Here is a 16774-nt window from a genome sequence, read left to right as displayed (position 1 = left end):
CACCCCGTAGGCCCGCGCCGTTGCCGCAGGGGCTCGGGTCGTGCTAGTCGCCGCGCCTTCGACCCGGGCCTGGCGGCGCCGGCGTCCCACCTCAGCCACGGCCGAAACGCGCATGACCGACGTATCTCCTGTTTCCGACGACGCCAATGTTCCCGCCCAGGATGGCGCGCCCGGCGGCTTCCGCATTCTGGCGCAATATGTTCGCGACCTGTCTTTTGAAAATCCCAAGGCGCCCGAAAGCCTGCGGGTCGAGGGCAAGCCGGCCATCGACATGAATGTCGAGCTGAACGCCCAGGGCCGGCCCGATGGCCTGTTCGAGGTCGAGATGCGTCTGTCGGTCAAGGCGACCACCGAACAGACGTCGGTCTTCCAGGTCGAGCTGGTCTATGGCGGCCTGTTCCAGCTGACCAATGTCCAGCCGCAGGACATCGAGCCCCTGCTGCTGATCGAATGCCCGCGCTATCTGTTCCCCTTCGCTCGCGAGATCATTTCGCGCGCCACGGCGGACGGCGGCTTCTATCCGCCCTTCATGATCGATCCGATCGACTTCACCGGCATCTATCTGTCGCGCCAGGCGCAGATGGCGGCCAATGGCGACGCCCGGCCCGGCCAGGCATGAGGCCTGGCCGCTGACGCGGCGCGCTAACGCTCGGCTCGCGGAGCCTCGCTGCTTGAGCGCTGATTCTTGCGCTACGCTCGCGACGCGGTCGCTCGCTGCTTGAGCGCAGGATGCCGATCTTTGATGTGAGCGTGCGCGAAAGCGCCTGGTCGCGTCGGGTCGGGAGGTCCCGGAGGGCCGACGACCGCGGCTCGCTAGGATGCGGTCGTTTCCGTGTTCAGACCATAGGCCTGCCACAGGGAACGGTCCTTCAGCGTCACGGCGAGGAAGGCCAGATGGCGCTCGCGTTCGGCGTGCGTCGAGCGCGCCGCCAGCGGCACGGGACGCGCCGCCCGGCCGCCGCCCGGCGTGGTGGCTGACACAGCACGCGCGGGCTCGCGGCGGCTGGACAGGTCCAGCACCCTCTCCTTGCCGCCCCGGAGTTCCAGATAGACCTCTGCCAGCAGCCGGGCGTCGATCAGGGCGCCGTGCAGGGTGCGCTCGACCAGCGACACCTTGAACCGCTTGCACAGCGCGTCCAGCGAGTTGGCCATGCCCGGAAACCGCGCCTGGGCCAGTTTCAGGGTATCGATCCAGCGCGCCTCGCCGGTGATCGGCTGGCCGCAGTTCTGAAGCTCGAAGTCGACGAAGTTGCGGTCGAAGTTTGCATTGTGGGCGATCAGGGGGGCGTCGCCGATGAACTCCATCAGATCGGGGACGATCTCGTGGAATTTCGGGGCGTCCCTGACCTTGTCGTCGGTAATCCCGTGCACGCGGATGGCGTCGGCCGGGATCGATCGCTCGGGATTGACGAAACGGTGGAAGGTCCGGCCCGTGGGCAACAGGTCATGGATCTCGATACAGCCGACCTCGATCAGCCGGTCGCCCGTCTTTGGATCAAAGCCGGTGGTTTCGGTGTCGAGGACGATTTCGCGGGCCATTGGGCCTTAATGCGACGGTTCGGCGGGGTGCGGAAGGGGGCGGGTCCAGCCGGGGGACAGGACGGTGTGGACGATCCGGCGCACCTCGCCCCGTGCGGCCTCCAGACCGTGTCCGGTGTCGATGACGAAATCAGCCCGGCGGCGCTTTTCGGCGTCGGGCGTCTGGCGGGCCAGAATGGCCTCGAACCGGCCAAGGGTCATGCCGGGCCGGGCCAGAACCCGCGCCGCCTGGATGTCTGCATCCGCCGTGACCACGACCACAGCGTCCACCGCCCGGTCGCCGCCGGTCTCGAACAGCAGGGGGATGTCCAGAACGACCAGTTTCACCCCGCCCCGGCGCGCCGCCTCCAGATCGTCGATCCGTCCCTGGGCCACCAGCGGATGGACAATCGTCTCCAGTCTGCGGAAGGCCGTGTCGTCGCGGCCCAGGGCCTCGGCCAGCCGGGTCCGGTCCACGGCGCCGTCGATGACTACGCCCGGAAAGGCCGCGTCGACCGGTGCGACGGCGGCGCCGCCACGGGCATAGAGGGCGTGGACCGCGTCATCGGCGTTCCAGATCACGGCCCCTTCGTCGGCGAACATCTGCGCCGTCGTCGACTTGCCCATGCCGATGGAGCCGGTGAGGCCGAGAAGGATCATCCGGCCTCTCCCAGCACCGAGAGGCACAGGGGTCGAACGTCATGGTCCGGGAGCGGCTGGTCGAAGATGGCTTCGAATGACGGCCCGGCCTGGCCGACCAGCATGGCCAGACCGTCCACGGTCGTCAGTCCACGCGCCCGCGCTGCGGCGAGGAAGGGCGTGAGCAGCGGGCGATAGGTCATGTCCATGATGACCGTCGCCGGATCCACCCGGGCTAGGTCGACCTCCGGCTGGACACTGAGGGCGTTGACGATCAGAGCCGAGCCTTCCAGGGCCGTCTCCCCGGCCGGCCAGGCCTCGACCCCCGGTCCCAGATCCGCCGCCAGGGCCTCGGCCCGCGCCGGAGTGCGATTGACCACCCGGACCGTCGCGCCCGCTCCGGCCAGGGCCGCGGCGGCCGCCCGGGCGGCCCCACCGGCGCCGAGGATCGTCACGACGGCGTCCTGAAGCGACAGGGCGGGGGCCTGTTCCGTCAGCGCTCTCAGCAGGCCGAGGCCGTCGGTGCTGTCGGCATGGACCCGGCCATCGCGGAACGTCAGAAGGTTGGACGAGGAAGACAGACGGGCCGTGTCGCTGGTCGTATCGGCCAGGGCGAAGGCCTGTTCCTTGAACGGGGCGGTGACGTTGAGGCCGCGAAGCAGGCCGGCGCGTCCGGCCGCGACCAGGGTTTCGAAGGCGGCCTCGTCCGGCGGCGCAAAGGCGACATAGGCGGCGTCCAGGCCCGCCGCCTCGATCCAGTCGTTGTGGATGACCGGGCTCAGGGAGTGGGCGACCGGCCGGCCGACAATGGCGCCGACCTTCACGGCCCCGGTGATGCGGGCCGCCGTCATGCCGCGAGCACTCCGGCGCGGCGTAGTTCGGCCAGGACCGGCCACAGCGGAAGGCCCAGGACGGTGAAATAGTCGCCCTCCATCGCCTCGAACAATTGTGATCCTCGACCCTCGAGCCGGTAGGCGCCGACACAGGACAACAGGCCCTCGCCCTCGGCGGCCAGGTAGGCGTCGAGGAAGCCGTCGGAAAAGTCGCGCATCCGCATCGTGGCCGTATCGAGTCCCGACCAGACCACCTGTCCATCATGGGCGAGGGCCGCGCCAGAATGCAGCCTGTGCATCCGCCCCCGCATCTGGGCCAGCCGGGCCCGGGCCTCGGCCAGTGATCCGGCCTTGGACACCAGACCGCCGTCAAGGCTCAGGGTCTGGTCGGCGCCCAGCACCCAGGCGTCGGGCGCGCGCCGCGACACCGCCAGGGCCTTGGCAGAGGCCAGTTCGACAGCCAGGGCTTCAGGCGTGGCCTCCGTCAGCGCGACCTTGAGGGCGTCCTCGTCGACACCGGCGTCCTCCAGCGTGAATTCGACCCCGGCATCGGCCAGCATCGTCCGGCGCGCAGCGCTGCGGGAGGCGAGGATGAGCCGTTCGTCCGTCTGCCGGCTCACCATGTCGTTCCGATCCTGTGGGTGCGGCGCTCGCTGAGCAGGTTGGTGATGGCGGCGGCGGTCTCCTCGACCGAGCGCCGGGTCACATCGATGGTCGGCCAGCCGCGGCGCTCGAAGGCCCGGCGGGCCTTGACCGTCTCCTCACGCACCAGATCATGGTCGACATAGTCGGAGGTATGGCTGGCGTTCAGTCCGTCCAGCCGGTTGCGGCGGATCTGGACCAACCGGTCCGGCGACACTGTCAGGCCGATGACCAGGGGGTTTTTCAGCCCGACCAGACGTTCGCCGTCCTCCTGTCCGGGCACAAGCGGCACATTGGCGGCCCGGATGCCGCGGTGGGCCAGATAGATGCAGGTCGGGGTCTTCGATGTCCGGCTGACGCCGCACAGGACGACGTCGGCGCCTTCCAGCTGTTCCGCCGTGCCCTGGCCATCGTCATGCGCCATGGCGAAGTCCAGGGCGCTCATCCGGTTGAAATAGTCATGGTCGAGGGCGTGCTGGGCCCCGACACGCGTCGACAGGGCCGCACCCAGATAGCGGGACAGGGCCCCGACCAGCGGATCCAGGGCGCCGATATTGGGCATGTCCAGCCTGCGACAGCCGTCCTCCAGCTGGGCGCGAAGTTCGCGATCCACCAGGGTGTGCAACACGACCCCCGGGGCCATGGCGACCTCGGACAGGACCCGCTCCATCTGCTTCTCGGAGCGCACGAGGGCGTAGATGTGTTCGATGGGTATGACCCCGTCGAACCGGGCGGTCACCGCCTTGGCCATGGCGTTGAGGGTCTCGCCGGTCGAGTCGGAGACCAGATGCACATGGAAATAGGTGGCCAGGCGGGAGGGGCCTGCGGGGCGGACGGGACTCATCGTTTGGCGGTCTTCATGACAGCGGACTCATCGACGGGTTCCTGTGGACGGGCATGGGGACAGGCGGGAATACCTGGTCCTGCCCGGGGCGCCAAAACCTATAGCGGCCGATGACGACGACGGCGAGCGGGGATGGCCGGGCGCCGTCCGGCAGTCCGGAGCCGCTTGGTCCCCCGATGGGAAACGGTGATGCCGGCCGCTGTGGAAATACTTAATGAAAGGTAAACGGCGCCGGTCGTCATCCCCGTCTGACGTGACCCGCAAAGCCCCGTCCGTTAAGGATTGGTTAAGACTTTTCCACTGTGTCTACAGGCTATCCGCCAGGTTGAAAGTGCGCGTCAGAGACCCTTGGGCATCCGGTTTTGTTCACGGCGCCGTCTGGCGATTGTCCCCGTGGTCCACGGTCCCTCTGCCTGTCTCTATTTTTCAAATTCTGATTGATCAGGAGAAGGAAGGGTCACGGGGTTGAGGGAAAGTCCGGGGGGACGTACAGGCAAGCCATGACGACCCCCTTGCTTCTCGATGTCCTCGCAGGAAAGACCCCGACCCGGCCTCCGGTCTGGTTCATGCGTCAGGCCGGACGCTATCTGCCGGAATACAGGGCTCTGCGGGCCCGGGCGCCGGACTTCATCGCCTTCTGTCTGAACCCCGGAATGGCGGCCGAGGCGACGCTTCAGCCCATGCGGCGGTTCGGCTTCGACGCCGCGATCGTCTTTGCCGACATTCTGTTGATCCCCCAGGCCCTGGGCCAGGACGTCTGGTTCGAGGCCGGGGAAGGGCCAAGGCTCGGCGAGATGCCGCCGGTCGAACGCATGGCCGAGCGGGCCGCCCGTGCGGGCGAGCACCTGCATCAGATCGGTCAGACCCTGTCGCTTGTGCGGGCTGAGCTGGAGCCGGAGCGGGCCCTGATCGGCTTTGCGGGCGCGCCCTGGACGGTGGCGACCTATATGCTGGACGGCGGCAGGAACACGATCGGCAAGGGAGAGCGGGCCAGCGCCCGGTCCTATGCCTACAGCGACCCTGAGACCGTCGACGGCCTGCTGGCGGTTCTGGTTGAGGCCACGGCCCGGTATCTGAAGATGCAGGCCGACGCCGGCGCCCAGGTGCTGAAGATCTTCGAGAGTTGGGCCGAGGGTCTCCCCGACGACCTGTTTGAACGGCTGGTTCTCAATCCGCACAAGGCCCTGGTCGCGCGGACCCGGGAACTGGGCGTGACGGTTCCCCTGATCGGCTTCCCGCGCGGGTCGGCCATTCATGCGGTGCGCTATGCCGCCGAGGTCGATGTCCAGGCCGTGGCGCTCGACACCGCCTGTCCGCTGGCGACGGGTCGAGAGGTCCAGAAGATCAAGCCCGTCCAGGGCGCGCTGGATCCGCTGCTGCTGCGCGCAGGCGGCAAGGCTCTGGACGCGCGAGTCGATCAGATGATGGAGGCCTGGGGTCAGGGACCGTGGATCTTCAACCTCGGCCACGGCATCCTGCCTGATGTGCCGATCGCCCATGTCGAACAGGTGTTGAAGAGGATCGGCGCCCAATGACCGGATCAGGCAGACGGATTGCGGTGGTTCTGTTCAATCTCGGCGGGCCCGACGATGCGGCCTCGGTCAGGCCGTTCCTGTTCAATCTGTTCAATGATCCGGCGATTATCGGCCTGCCCGCGCCGTTCCGGGGCTGGCTGGCGCGGTTGATCTCCAGCCGGCGCGAGGCCTCGGCCCAGGCCAACTATGCGATGATGGATCACGGCGGCGGCTCGCCCCTGCTGCCCGAAACGCGCAAACAGGCCGAGGCGCTGACCCGGGCGCTGGTGACGCAGCTGCCGGGCGATGACGTCCGGGTCTTTATCGCCATGCGCTACTGGGACCCGCTGACGGAGCAGGCCGCTGCCGATGTCGCGGCCTTTGCGCCGGATGAACTGGTCCTGCTGCCGCTCTATCCGCAGTTCTCGACCACCACGACCCAATCCTCGCTGAAGGCGTGGAATGAGGTCTATCGCGGTCCGGGCGTCAGCCGGACGATCTGCTGTTATCCGCAGGCCGGCGGCTGGCTCGAGGCCCAGGCCACGGCCATCGCCGCGAAACTGGCCGAGGTCGGGGATGCGCCGGTCCGCCTGCTGTTCTCGGCCCACGGGATCCCCGAGAAGCTGATCGCGCAGAAGGGCGATCCCTACCAGGAACAGGTCGAGGCGACGGTCGCAGCCGTCATGGCCCGCCTCAAGGCGCGCGGGATCGAGGTCGACCACGCCCTCTGTTACCAGAGCCGGGTCGGGCCGCTGAAATGGCTGGGACCGTCGACGCCGGAGGCGATCGAGACCGCCGGGCGTGACGGGGTGGGGATCGTCATCACCCCGATCGCCTTCGTGTCCGAACATATCGAAACCCTGGTCGAGCTGGATATCGAATACGGCGAACTGGCCCATGCCCATGGCGTCTCCCCCTATCTCAGGGCGCCGGCCGTCGGAACGGATCCGGATTTCATTGACGGTCTGGCCACCGCCACCCTGAAGGCGCTCGGGCGGACCGGGGTTGCGCCGGAAGGGCCGGGCTGCGGCCGACCCTGGGGCGCCTGTCCCCATCTTCACCCGGAAAGGGCGGCGGCATGAACTGGTATGATCTGGCGCGAGGCCTGCACATTCTGGCGGTCATCGCCTGGATGGCGGGCTTGCTGTTCCTGCCCCGTCTCTATGCCTATGACGCCGAACAGGCAGGGAAGCCCGAGCCGCTGCGGACAGAGATGCAGACCCTGTTGCGTCTTTGGCAGACGCGACTGCTGCGCATCATCGTCAATCCGGCGATGATCCTGGCCCTGGTCTTCGGTCTCTGGCTGTTCTGGTTGAGAAGCGGAGAGGGCGCCGACTGGACCTTCGCCCGGCAGCCGTGGATGGTTGTCAAACTGGTCGGCGTCCTTCTCCTGTTCGGCTGGCACGGTTTCCTGTCGGCCCAGAGGAAGAAAATCGCCGCCGGGACGTCGAAATATTCGGGCCGGTTCTGGCGCATGACCAATGAGGTCCCCTTCATCCTCGCCATCGTCATGGTCCTGTCGGTGACGACGGAGTGGGCATTCCTTTAGGGCGCTACCGCTCGCCGCGCGGCGGCTCGCTGCTTGAGCGCAAGGCGCCCTTTGTGCGGTTCAGGTGGCTCGTGTAGCCGTGACGACTGTCTGGCGCCGCTTGACCCGACCGACCGTTTCGTGGTTTCGCTGCGCGTGAACCGTATCGGCTCCCTGATCGGGTGTGCCGGGCGGTCCCTCTCTTCTGCGACGCTCGCCGGTTCGACCTGCGGGATCCCGTCGTCCTCCCAGCTGGTCCCCGGACCGACATTCCAGATTTTTCCGCCCGCCTGGCCTTCGCCCGGCGGCGATGACGCTGATCGAATCCCATGACCGACACCACTGACATCCCCGAAGTCGAAACCGTCACTGCCGATCCGGTCGAGGCCGACCGTCAGGAGCGGGCGGCCGCCGACCTGCCCATGGTCGATCAGGAGGCCGAGGGCGATGACGAGGACGGCGAATCGGTCGTCCCGTCCGGCCGCATCACCCTGCAGGAGCTGAACGACAAGACGCCGGCCGACCTGGTCGCCTTCGCCGAACAGCTGGAGATCGAGAATGCCGGCAACCTGCGGAAGCAGGATCTGCTGTTCGCCATCCTCAAGGCCCTGGCCGACGAAGAGGTCGAGATCATCGCCTCGGGCGTACTGGAAATCCTGCCGGACGGCTTTGGCTTCCTGCGCAGTCCGGACGCCAACTATCTTCCGGGACCGGACGATATCTATGTGTCGCCCTCGCAGATCCGTCGCTTCGGCCTGAGAAATGGCGATACGGTTCACGGGGCGGTGCGGGGCCCGCGGGAAGGCGAGCGGTACTTCGCCTTGCTCAAGGTCGACACCATCAATTTCGAGGATCCGGAAACGGTCTCGACCAAGGTCCTGTTCGACAACCTGACGCCCCTCTATCCCGAAGAGCGGCTGCACATGGAAATCCAGGATCCGACGCTCAAGGATCGGTCGGGCCGGGTCATCGACATCGTCGCTCCCCTCGGCAAGGGCCAGCGTTGCCTGATCGTGGCGCCGCCCCGCGTCGGCAAGACGGTGATGCTGCAGAACATTGCCAAGTCGATCGAGAAGAACCATCCCGAGGTCTTCCTGATCGTCCTGCTGATCGACGAACGGCCTGAAGAGGTCACTGACATGCAGCGGACCGTGAAGGGCGAGGTCGTGGCCTCGACCTTCGATGAGCCCGCCAGCCGCCACGTCGCCGTGGCCGAGATGGTGATCGAGAAGGCCAAACGTCTGGTCGAGCACAAGCGCGACGTCGTCATCCTGCTGGACTCCGTCACCCGTCTGGGCCGGGCCTATAACGCCACCGTGCCTTCGTCAGGCAAGGTCCTGACCGGCGGTGTGGACGCCAACGCCTTGCAGCGGCCCAAGCGATTCTTCGGTGCGGCGCGGAACGTGGAACAGGGCGGCTCCCTGACCATCATCGCCACCGCCCTGATCGACACCGGGTCGCGGATGGACGAGGTGATCTTCGAAGAGTTCAAGGGCACCGGCAACTCCGAGATCGTGCTGGACCGAAAGGTCGCCGACAAGCGGATCTTCCCGGCCATCGACGTACTGAAGTCCGGCACCCGCAAGGAAGAGCTGATCACGCCGAAGGATCAGCTGACCAAGACCTATGTGTTGCGCCGGATCCTGAACCCGATGGGTCCTCAGGACGCGATCGAATTCCTCCTCGACAAGCTGCGCCAGTCCAAGAACAACGCCGACTTCTTCCAGTCCATGAACACCTGATCGCCGAACGTGGTCATACCGGGAATGTTTCACATGAAACACCGGTAGGGCTGGCGGAGGAGCCGACCATGAAGATGAACATCGAGATCGATTGCACCCCGGCCGAGGCCCGGGCCTTCCTCGGCCTGCCGGACGTCAGCGGGCTGAACGACCATCTTGTGGCCGAGATGAAAAGCCGGATGGACGCGAATGTCTCCGCCATGCAGCCGGAAGAGCTGATGAAGTCCTGGACCAGTTTCGGCCTGTCGGCCCAGGACCAGTTCCGTCGCCTGATGGAGGCGGCGGTCACGACCGCCAAGCCTTGATCTCCTCCCCGCGCGAAGCGGGGGGAGGCGGCCTTTACCGCTTTCCGGTCCTCCTTCCCACTTCATAGGGCGGACATCCATGACCACCATCTTCGCCCTCGCCACCCCGCCCGGTCGGGGCGCTATCGCCATTTTACGGCTGTCTGGACCCGATGTGCCGGCAGCCCTGACGGCTCTGGGCGCAGGCGGATTGAGACCGCGGCTGGCGGCGCTGCGAAACCTGACCCATGCCGGAGTGGTCCTCGATCAGGCCCTGGCGCTCAACTTCCCGGCGCCGCACTCCTACACCGGGGAGGATTGCGCCGAACTACATCTGCATGGCGGGCGGGCGGTGGTCGAGGCGGTGACCGGGGCCCTTCTGGCGCTGGGGCTCGTTGCCGCCGCGCCCGGCGAGTTTACCCGGCGCGCGTTTGAAAACGGCCGGATGGACCTGGCGCAGGCCGAGGCGGTGGCGGATTTGATCGACGCCGAGACCACAGCCCAGGCCGGACAGGCGCTCGGCCAGCTGGGCGGGGCCCTGTCGGCAACCTATGACGGGTTCCGGCGCGACCTGCTCAAGGCTCTGGCCCTCGTCGAGGCCGAGATCGATTTCCCGGACGAGTACCTTCCCGACCATCTGGCCCGGACGGCCGGCCCCGTCCTGGACGGACTGATCGCCGGGATGCGAGCGGCCCTGTCGGACGCAGAGCGCGGCCGCAGGGTCCGCGAGGGGTACAGGATCGTGCTGATCGGCGAGACCAATGCCGGCAAGTCTTCCCTGTTCAATGCGCTCGTTTCACGTGAAGCCGCCATTGTCACGCCGGTGGCCGGCACGACGCGGGATGTGCTGGACGCCGAGCTGATCATCGGCGGCTATGCGGTGACCCTGTCGGATACGGCGGGGCTTCGGGACAGTGACGACCCGATCGAGGCCGAGGGGGTCCGGCGCGCCCGCGGCCGGGCCGAGGCGGCCGACCTGCGGCTGTGGGTTCGCGCCCCCGGTGATCCGGACGGCGATGCGGCCGCCTTCGTAAAGCCGGACGATATCCGGGTCTGGACCAAGGCGGACCTCCCGGGCGCTGATACGACGGCGGAGCCCGACGCGGTCGTCGTCAGCACGACGACGGGGCGGGGGCTTGGGGATCTGCAAGGGCGGATCGCAGCCCGGCTGGCCGATGACCTGTCCGGCGGTGACTTCCCCGCTGTGACGCGCGAACGCCATCGGCGACGGCTGACGGAGGCTGTCGGGGCGGTTCAGTCCGGTCGCGCGGCTCTCGGCGTCTCCCCGGAGATGGCGGCCGATGATCTGCGGCGCGCGGCAGAGGCCCTGGCCAGGGTTACCGGGGCGATCGGCGTGGAGGATGTCCTGGGCGAGGTCTTCTCGACCTTCTGCATCGGCAAATAGCGTGTTTCACGTGAAAGGCGATGCGCCCCGGCCTCTGCCGCGTGGCGTCCCGGCGGCCTTTGCCCTATATGGCCGCCCATGAACTCCGATCGTTTCGATGTGATCATCATCGGCGGCGGCCACGCGGGATGCGAGGCCGCAGCAGTCTCCGCGCGCGCCGGCGCCCGCACGCTCCTCCTGACCCAGAAGCTTGAGACCATCGGGGAGATGAGCTGCAACCCGGCCATCGGGGGCCTCGGCAAAGGCCACCTGGTCCGGGAGATCGACGCCCTGGACGGGGTCATGGGCCGGCTCGGGGACCTGTCCGGCATCCAGTTCCGGCTGCTCAACCGCTCCAAGGGGGCCGCCGTGCGCGGACCGCGCAGCCAGATCGATCGTCGGCTGTACCGCGAAGCCATGCAGGCCGAGCTGGCGCAGACCCCAAACCTGACCCTCAGGGCCGGGACGGCCGAACGGCTGATCCTCGATGGCGCCCGCGTCGTCGGCGTCGAGACCGGGGCGGGGGAGGCGCTGGCCGCTGGCGCCGTCGTCCTGACCACGGGCACCTTCCTCAACGGCGTGATCCACCGGGGCGATGAGCGGATCCCGGCGGGACGTCATGGCGAGTCGCCGTCGACGGGTCTGGCCGCCGACCTGCATAACGCCGGCCTGAAGATGGGCCGGCTCAAGACCGGCACCCCCGCCCGGCTCGACGGACGCACCATCAGCTGGGACAGGCTGGAGATGCAGGCGGCCGACGAGAGCCCTGTCCCGTTCAGCTTCCTGACCGACCGTATCGAGGTGCCCCAGATCGCCTGCGGCATCACCCACACGACCGAAGACACCCACCGGATCATCGCCGCCAATCTGGGCGAAAGCGCCGTCTATGGCGGACATCTGACGGGCCGGGGGCCGCGCTACTGTCCCTCGATCGAGGACAAGGTCGTGCGCTTCGCCGACAAGACCTCGCATCAGGTGTTTCTGGAGCCCGAGGGTCTGGATGATCCGACGGTCTATCCGAACGGGATCTCGACCTCGGTGTCGGACGCGACCCAGATGGCCTTCCTGCGCACCATGCCGGGGCTGGAGGCCGTGGAGGTGTTCCGCTTCGGCTATGCCATCGAATATGACTATGTCGACCCGCGCGAACTGACCCCGGCGCTGGAGGTCAAGGCGCGGCCCGGCCTCTATCTGGCCGGACAGATCAACGGCACCACGGGCTATGAGGAGGCCGCCGCCCAGGGGCTGATGGCCGGCCTCAATGCCGCCCGGGCCGCCGGTGGGTCCGACCCCCTGATCCTCGGGCGAGACCAGGCCTATATCGGGGTGATGATCGACGATCTGGTCACCAGGGGGGTGACCGAGCCCTATCGGATGTTCACCAGTCGCGCCGAGTATCGGCTGAGCCTCAGGGCCGACAATGCCGATCTGCGGCTGACGCCGCTCGGCATTACGGCCGGTATTGTCGGGTCCACCCGTCGGACCGCCTTCGAGGCGAAGTCCGCCGCCCTGGCCGACGCCATGACGCTGGTCCGGGACACACGCTACACGCCCGGGGAAGCCAACGCCCTGGGACTTTCGGTCAACGCCGATGGACAGCGTCGTTCGATCCGCGATCTTCTGGCCTTCCCCGGCGTGGACCTGGGCGCATTCGAGGCCGCCCATCCCGTCATCCGGTCCTGGCCGGGTCCTGTGCGCGAACAGGTCGAGATCGACGCGGGCTATGCCGGTTATCTGGACCGTCAGGCCTCGGACGCCGAAGCCCTGCGTCGCGAGGAGGCCCTGGCCCTGCCGGTCGACCTCGACTATGCGGCCATCGGCGGTCTGTCCAACGAGGTGCGGGAGAAGCTCTCTATGGTTCAGCCCCGGACCCTGGGCCAGGCCGGCCGGATCGAGGGCATGACGCCGGGGGCCCTGACCGCGCTGCTCTCCCACGTGAAAAAGCAGCCGGTCGCCGCCTGATGACCGCTGAGGAATTCCAGCGCCTGACCGGCGCCGCCCCCGAACGTATGGCCGAGCTTGAACGGTTCCTCGCCGATCTGACCGAGGCCAATGCGGTGATGAACCTGGTCGGGCCCGAAAGCCTGCCGGACTTCTGGAACCGGCATGCGTGGGATTCCGCCCAGCTGCTGGACCTGGCGCCCGAGGCGCTCACCTGGGCCGATCTGGGCGCTGGGGCCGGGTTCCCCGGCGTGGTGCTGGCGATCCTGCTGAAGGGAAGGCCCGGGGCCCATGTCTGGTTGATCGACAGCCTGGGAAAGCGGTGCCGGTTCCTGGAGTATCTGGTCAAGGACCTGGATCTGCCGGCGACGGTGATCAATGGCCGGGCGGAGGAACAGCGGCTTGAGGTTGATATCGTCACGGCTCGTGCGGTCGCGCCGCTGCACAAACTTCTGGGTTATGCACAGCCCTGTTTCCAGCGCGGTGCACAAGGTCTGTTTCTCAAGGGAGAGAAGGCGCAAGCCGAGTTGCAGGAGGCGCGGAAGGTCTGGCATGTGCAGGGCGACCTCTCCGTCTCCCGCAGCGACCCGCGCGGCCGTATCCTTTCTGTCAGGAGCCTTCGACGTGGCTGATCGCCCGGACAAGAAACCGTCTGCCCCGAACGCGGCTCCTCGCAGCACGCGCGTCCTGGCCGTGTCCAACCAGAAGGGCGGGGTGGGCAAGACCACGACCGCCATCAACCTCGGCACCGCCCTGGCGGCGATCGGCGAACGCGTGCTGATCGTGGATATGGACCCCCAGGGCAATGCCTCCACAGGTCTGGGTGTTCCACGTGAAACACGCCGGATCACCATCTATGACGTGGTGGTGGACGGCCGCTCGATCCATGACGCGGCGGTCCAGACCTCGGTGCCTGGTCTCGATATCGTCCCCGCCGACGCCGACATGTCGGGGGTCGAAATCGAACTGAGTCAGGCTGACCGCCGATCCTACCGACTGCGCGACGCCCTGCAGCAGCAGGGTCAGAGCGGCCATACACGGTATGACTATGTCCTGATCGACTGCCCGCCGTCGCTGAACCTGCTGACCCTCAACGCCATGGCGGCGGCCGACGGCGTTCTGGTGCCGCTGCAGTGCGAGTTCTTCGCCCTGGAGGGGCTGACGCAGCTGATGAAGACCATCGAGATGGTGCGGCACAGTCTGAACCCGGCGCTCGAGATCCAGGGTCTGGTTCTGACCATGTATGATCGACGAAACGCCCTGTCGGGCCAGGTCGCCAGCGATGTGCGCAGCCATTTCGGCGCCAAGGTCTATGACGCCGTCATTCCCCGCAATGTGCGGGTGTCGGAGGCGCCGTCCTTCGGCAAGCCTGTGCTGATCTACGACCTCAAATGCACCGGCAGTCAGGCCTATCTGCGCCTGGCGCGGGAGGTGGTCGGTCGCGAGCGCCTGAAGCGCGCCGAGATGGCGGCGGCGTGACCGCCCCCTCCTTCAATACCCAGGGATACGACTTGAATGGCTGCTGATCGTCAACGCGGACTGGGCCGGGGCCTGTCAGCCCTGATGGGCGAAAACGCGGCCGAGCCCGTTCCCGTCAAGGGCGGCGCCCTGCCTGGCGGCGTCCTTCTGGCGCCGGTCGAAAGCCTCAAGCCCAATCCGGACCAGCCGCGCAAGATCTTCACCCGGGCGGATCTCGAGGAGCTGACGGCCTCTATCCGCGACAAGGGCATCCTTCAGCCGATTCTGGTGCGGGCCCAGCCGGGCGAGGAGGGCGTCTGGCAGATCATCGCGGGCGAGCGCCGTTGGCGCGCCGCCCAGGCCGCGCGCCTGACCGACGTCCCGATCATTGTGCGCGAGATGGACGACGTCGAGGTGCTCGAGGTTGCCATTATCGAGAACGTCCAGCGCGCCGACCTGAACCCCGTCGAAGAGGCCAATGCCTATGCGGTGCTGATGGAGCGGTTCGGCCGCACCCAGGACGCCCTGGCCGGGGTCGTCGGCAAGAGCCGGAGCCATGTCGCCAACACCCTGCGCCTGTTGCAACTGCCGGCGTCAGTGCTGGAGCATGTGACCGAAGGGCGGATGTCCGCCGGCCACGCCCGCGCCCTGATCACGGCCCGGGATCCCGAAGCCCTGGCCGGAATGGTGGTGTCCCAGGGTCTGAATGTGCGCCAGACCGAGGCCCTGGCCCGCAAATCCCAGGAACCGAGTCGCCCGATCGGTCCCGGGGTGAAGAGCGCGCGCAGCGATGCCTCGGCGGATACGGCGGCCCTGGAGCAGGATCTGGCCGACGCCCTTGGCCTCAAGGTCGCGCTCAGTGACCGGGGCGGGAAGGGGGAACTGACCCTGTCGTACGGGTCCCTGGAACAGCTGGACGACCTGTGTCGACGCCTGATGCGCGCCTGACGCCGCATCTGTGCTAGGCTGACTCCATGACCGACAAGACCGAAACCGCTGCAGAAGCCCTGAAACGCGTCCTGGCCGCCAAGAAGGGCGGGGCCGGGGGCGGGTCCGGCAAGGCCGCGTTCAAGCCGGGGCAGCATCCGGAGAAGGCTGCGGCCGCACGTAGCACCGCGATGGCCAAACCCGCCTTCCGAAAAGCGTCCAAGCGCGGTTAGGCCGGCTGTCCCCTCCACAAAACGGGGAGGGGGACCGCTCCCGGGTCTGGCCGGGGCGAGCCCGAGGACAGGCGCCGCAGTGGGGGGCTCCAGGTGATCCCGGCGGCTGTGATGAGGAATGAAGCCCACCCTGACGGTCCAGGCGCGTCGCGCCGGTCGACGAATCGCGAGCGAACCGTCTCCACCCGGTCGCCTCGCGACAGGGAAGGGATTGAAGCTACAGGCCCAGACGCCGCGCCCGAGCCGCGATTTCCAGCAGCAGCCGTTCGGCGATCAGGGCTTCGGGCATGCCGGTGGTGCGCGTGGCCAGATCGGCGGTGTTGACGCTGTCCATCACCCGGTCGAGGTCCTCCAGTCGCCATGCCCGCGCCTGACGCAGCATCTCGGCCTCCTGTTTCCAGAACACGCCGGCCGCCTTGGCGGCTTCCTTCGATCCGGCCCCGGCAGACTGCAGAATGCTGATCCGACGAAGCTTTCCGAGATGTATGGAGGCCTGACGCACCGCCAGCACGGCGGATTCCCCCTCGGCCAGCGCCCGCCTGAGCCCGGCCTGGGCCGGTGCGGGCTTGCCGCCGAAAGCCTGAAGGGCCGCATCCTGTAGCGACGCGTCCGGCTCGACGCCGAGGTGGGCCTCCAGCTGGTCGACGTCCAGCTGGCGGCCCGATCCCGGGCCGATGTAGAGAATCAGCCGCTCGATCTCCTGACGCATCAGGCCGCGCTCGCGGGGCAGGCGGCTGACGAACCGGTCCAGGGCGTCGGTGCTCAGCGACACCTTCTCGGCCGACAGGGCCTCCCGGGTCATCCGGGCCACGTCGCCGGTCTCGTCCTCGTAGCAGACAATACCGATGGCGGCCTTATGGGTCTCGGCGGCCTTGCGCAGCGCCGAATCGCGACCCAGGGCGCCTGCCTCGACCACCAGCATGGCGTCAGGATTGTAGCCGTCGTCCGCATGGACCTTGAGGGCGGCGGCTACAGCCTTGTCGACCGAGGCCTTGTCCGACCCCAGCCGGATCCGCACCAGCCGCCGGCCGCCGATCATAGACAGGGCCGTCAGGGCCTCTTCCAGCCGGCTCTCGTCGCCATCGATGTCGCTGTCGGTCAGCAGGGTGACGTTGAAGGGGTCGTTGAGATCCGGCGTGATCGCCTTGCACAGAATCCCGGCGCGCTCGGCGACGCCCGACCGGTCCTTGCCATGGATGACCACAGCCCGGACAGCGGCGTCCGGGCGCGCCAGAAAGCGATCGATCTCGGGGCGTTTGGCCAGGATCACGCGCGATCCGCCATGGG

18 protein-coding genes are annotated in these 16774 nt (G+C 67.7%); 12 read left to right on the top strand and 6 right to left on the bottom strand.

Translation table 11 applies throughout. The features are described 5' to 3' along the window. The first annotated feature begins 112 nt into the window (after nt 1–112). Entirely contained in the window at nt 113–619 is a 507-nt protein-coding gene (gene secB, locus ACW17W_RS00830) for a protein-export chaperone SecB (protein ID WP_492078428.1), read from the top strand. A gap of 194 nt (nt 620–813) precedes the next feature. On the opposite strand, the gene dnaQ is transcribed toward secB, so the two are convergent. The 5 genes from dnaQ to ACW17W_RS00805 are packed head-to-tail and all read right to left on the bottom strand — an operon-like array spanning nt 814 to nt 4476. Beyond that, nucleotides 814–1539, bottom strand: coding sequence for a DNA polymerase III subunit epsilon (dnaQ, locus tag ACW17W_RS00825; protein WP_492078426.1), 726 nt, complete (start codon nt 1537–1539; stop codon nt 814–816). A gap of 6 nt (nt 1540–1545) precedes the next feature. Then, entirely contained in the window at nt 1546–2178 is a 633-nt protein-coding gene (gene coaE, locus ACW17W_RS00820; protein WP_492078424.1) for a dephospho-CoA kinase, read from the bottom strand. Continuing rightward, nucleotides 2175–3008, bottom strand: coding sequence for a shikimate dehydrogenase family protein (locus ACW17W_RS00815; protein ID WP_492078422.1), 834 nt, complete (start codon nt 3006–3008; stop codon nt 2175–2177). The genes coaE and ACW17W_RS00815 overlap by 4 nt, the downstream gene beginning before the upstream one ends. Further along, a complete protein-coding gene (locus ACW17W_RS00810; protein WP_492080348.1) occupies nt 3005–3550 on the bottom strand; it encodes a Maf family protein in 546 nt (181 codons plus the stop codon). Before ACW17W_RS00810 ends, ACW17W_RS00815 begins: the two co-directional genes overlap by 4 nt. A gap of 56 nt (nt 3551–3606) precedes the next feature. Beyond that, nucleotides 3607–4476, bottom strand: a complete 870-nt coding sequence (locus tag ACW17W_RS00805) for a pyruvate, water dikinase regulatory protein (protein WP_492078420.1) — start codon at nt 4474–4476, stop codon at nt 3607–3609. A gap of 500 nt (nt 4477–4976) precedes the next feature. On the opposite strand from ACW17W_RS00805, the gene hemE reads away from it, so the two are divergent. From hemE to ACW17W_RS00750, 11 genes are all read left to right on the top strand, one after another. Next, nucleotides 4977–6011: a uroporphyrinogen decarboxylase gene (hemE, locus tag ACW17W_RS00800; RefSeq protein WP_492078418.1), complete on the top strand. Its 1035-nt coding sequence runs from the start codon at nt 4977–4979 to the stop codon at nt 6009–6011. Then, nucleotides 6008–7072: a ferrochelatase gene (gene hemH / locus ACW17W_RS00795; RefSeq protein ID WP_492078416.1), complete on the top strand. Its 1065-nt coding sequence runs from the start codon at nt 6008–6010 to the stop codon at nt 7070–7072. Before hemE ends, hemH begins: the two co-directional genes overlap by 4 nt. Beyond that, on the top strand, nt 7069–7539 hold the full coding sequence (locus tag ACW17W_RS00790) for a HemJ family protein (protein WP_492078414.1): 471 nt from the start codon (nt 7069–7071) through the stop codon (nt 7537–7539). Before hemH ends, ACW17W_RS00790 begins: the two co-directional genes overlap by 4 nt. Before the next feature lie 308 nt (nt 7540–7847). Then, the gene (gene rho, locus ACW17W_RS00785; RefSeq protein WP_492078412.1) at nt 7848–9260 is read left to right on the top strand and encodes a transcription termination factor Rho; all 1413 of its coding nucleotides are present in this window, start codon (nt 7848–7850) and stop codon (nt 9258–9260) included. A gap of 68 nt (nt 9261–9328) precedes the next feature. Further along, on the top strand, nt 9329–9565 hold the full coding sequence (locus ACW17W_RS00780; protein WP_492078410.1) for a DUF6489 family protein: 237 nt from the start codon (nt 9329–9331) through the stop codon (nt 9563–9565). 79 nt (nt 9566–9644) lie between these two features. Beyond that, nucleotides 9645–10949, top strand: coding sequence for a tRNA uridine-5-carboxymethylaminomethyl(34) synthesis GTPase MnmE (gene mnmE, locus ACW17W_RS00775; RefSeq protein WP_492078408.1), 1305 nt, complete (start codon nt 9645–9647; stop codon nt 10947–10949). Nucleotides 10950–11027: 78 nt separating this feature from the next. Beyond that, a complete protein-coding gene (gene mnmG / locus ACW17W_RS00770; RefSeq protein ID WP_492078406.1) occupies nt 11028–12890 on the top strand; it encodes a tRNA uridine-5-carboxymethylaminomethyl(34) synthesis enzyme MnmG in 1863 nt (620 codons plus the stop codon). Continuing rightward, nucleotides 12890–13501 (top strand): 16S rRNA (guanine(527)-N(7))-methyltransferase RsmG, encoded by a 612-nt coding sequence (gene rsmG, locus ACW17W_RS00765; RefSeq protein ID WP_492078404.1) that lies wholly within the window; start codon nt 12890–12892, stop codon nt 13499–13501. Before mnmG ends, rsmG begins: the two co-directional genes overlap by 1 nt. Beyond that, nucleotides 13494–14348 (top strand): ParA family protein, encoded by an 855-nt coding sequence (locus tag ACW17W_RS00760; RefSeq protein ID WP_492078402.1) that lies wholly within the window; start codon nt 13494–13496, stop codon nt 14346–14348. The genes rsmG and ACW17W_RS00760 overlap by 8 nt, the downstream gene beginning before the upstream one ends. Nucleotides 14349–14384: 36 nt before the next feature. Continuing rightward, nucleotides 14385–15275 (top strand): ParB/RepB/Spo0J family partition protein, encoded by an 891-nt coding sequence (locus ACW17W_RS00755; RefSeq protein WP_492078400.1) that lies wholly within the window; start codon nt 14385–14387, stop codon nt 15273–15275. A gap of 26 nt (nt 15276–15301) precedes the next feature. Continuing rightward, on the top strand, nt 15302–15487 hold the full coding sequence (locus ACW17W_RS00750) for a hypothetical protein (protein ID WP_492078398.1): 186 nt from the start codon (nt 15302–15304) through the stop codon (nt 15485–15487). Between the two features lie 217 nt (nt 15488–15704). Here the strand turns inward: ACW17W_RS00750 and holA are convergent, their stop codons facing one another. Further along, nucleotides 15705–16757, bottom strand: coding sequence for a DNA polymerase III subunit delta (gene holA, locus ACW17W_RS00745; protein WP_492078396.1), 1053 nt, complete (start codon nt 16755–16757; stop codon nt 15705–15707). Nucleotides 16758–16774: the final 17 nt, after the last annotated feature.

The sequence above is a fragment of the Brevundimonas sp. FV1ye29L genome (assembly GCF_058681095.1).
The sequence above is the reverse complement of the archived record's forward strand: the minus strand, read 5'-3'. Positions and strand labels throughout refer to the sequence as shown.

What these genes read in the sequence shown, in the direction of transcription:
- ACW17W_RS00750 (WP_492078398.1), top strand. Translation starts at nt 15,302, where the DNA reads ATGACCGACAAGACCGAAACCGCTGCAGAAGCCCTGAAACGCGTCCTG.
- ACW17W_RS00805 (WP_492078420.1), bottom strand. Translation starts at nt 4,476, where the DNA reads ATGAGTCCCGTCCGCCCCGCAGGCCCCTCCCGCCTGGCCACCTATTTC.
- dnaQ (WP_492078426.1), bottom strand. Translation starts at nt 1,539, where the DNA reads ATGGCCCGCGAAATCGTCCTCGACACCGAAACCACCGGCTTTGATCCA.
- ACW17W_RS00815 (WP_492078422.1), bottom strand. Translation starts at nt 3,008, where the DNA reads ATGACGGCGGCCCGCATCACCGGGGCCGTGAAGGTCGGCGCCATTGTC.
- ACW17W_RS00790 (WP_492078414.1), top strand. Translation starts at nt 7,069, where the DNA reads ATGAACTGGTATGATCTGGCGCGAGGCCTGCACATTCTGGCGGTCATC.
- ACW17W_RS00780 (WP_492078410.1), top strand. Translation starts at nt 9,329, where the DNA reads ATGAAGATGAACATCGAGATCGATTGCACCCCGGCCGAGGCCCGGGCC.
- hemE (WP_492078418.1), top strand. Translation starts at nt 4,977, where the DNA reads ATGACGACCCCCTTGCTTCTCGATGTCCTCGCAGGAAAGACCCCGACC.
- rsmG (WP_492078404.1), top strand. Translation starts at nt 12,890, where the DNA reads ATGACCGCTGAGGAATTCCAGCGCCTGACCGGCGCCGCCCCCGAACGT.
- rho (WP_492078412.1), top strand. Translation starts at nt 7,848, where the DNA reads ATGACCGACACCACTGACATCCCCGAAGTCGAAACCGTCACTGCCGAT.
- coaE (WP_492078424.1), bottom strand. Translation starts at nt 2,178, where the DNA reads ATGATCCTTCTCGGCCTCACCGGCTCCATCGGCATGGGCAAGTCGACG.
- mnmE (WP_492078408.1), top strand. Translation starts at nt 9,645, where the DNA reads ATGACCACCATCTTCGCCCTCGCCACCCCGCCCGGTCGGGGCGCTATC.
- secB (WP_492078428.1), top strand. Translation starts at nt 113, where the DNA reads ATGACCGACGTATCTCCTGTTTCCGACGACGCCAATGTTCCCGCCCAG.
- ACW17W_RS00810 (WP_492080348.1), bottom strand. Translation starts at nt 3,550, where the DNA reads ATGCTGGCCGATGCCGGGGTCGAATTCACGCTGGAGGACGCCGGTGTC.
- ACW17W_RS00755 (WP_492078400.1), top strand. Translation starts at nt 14,385, where the DNA reads ATGGCTGCTGATCGTCAACGCGGACTGGGCCGGGGCCTGTCAGCCCTG.
- hemH (WP_492078416.1), top strand. Translation starts at nt 6,008, where the DNA reads ATGACCGGATCAGGCAGACGGATTGCGGTGGTTCTGTTCAATCTCGGC.
- mnmG (WP_492078406.1), top strand. Translation starts at nt 11,028, where the DNA reads ATGAACTCCGATCGTTTCGATGTGATCATCATCGGCGGCGGCCACGCG.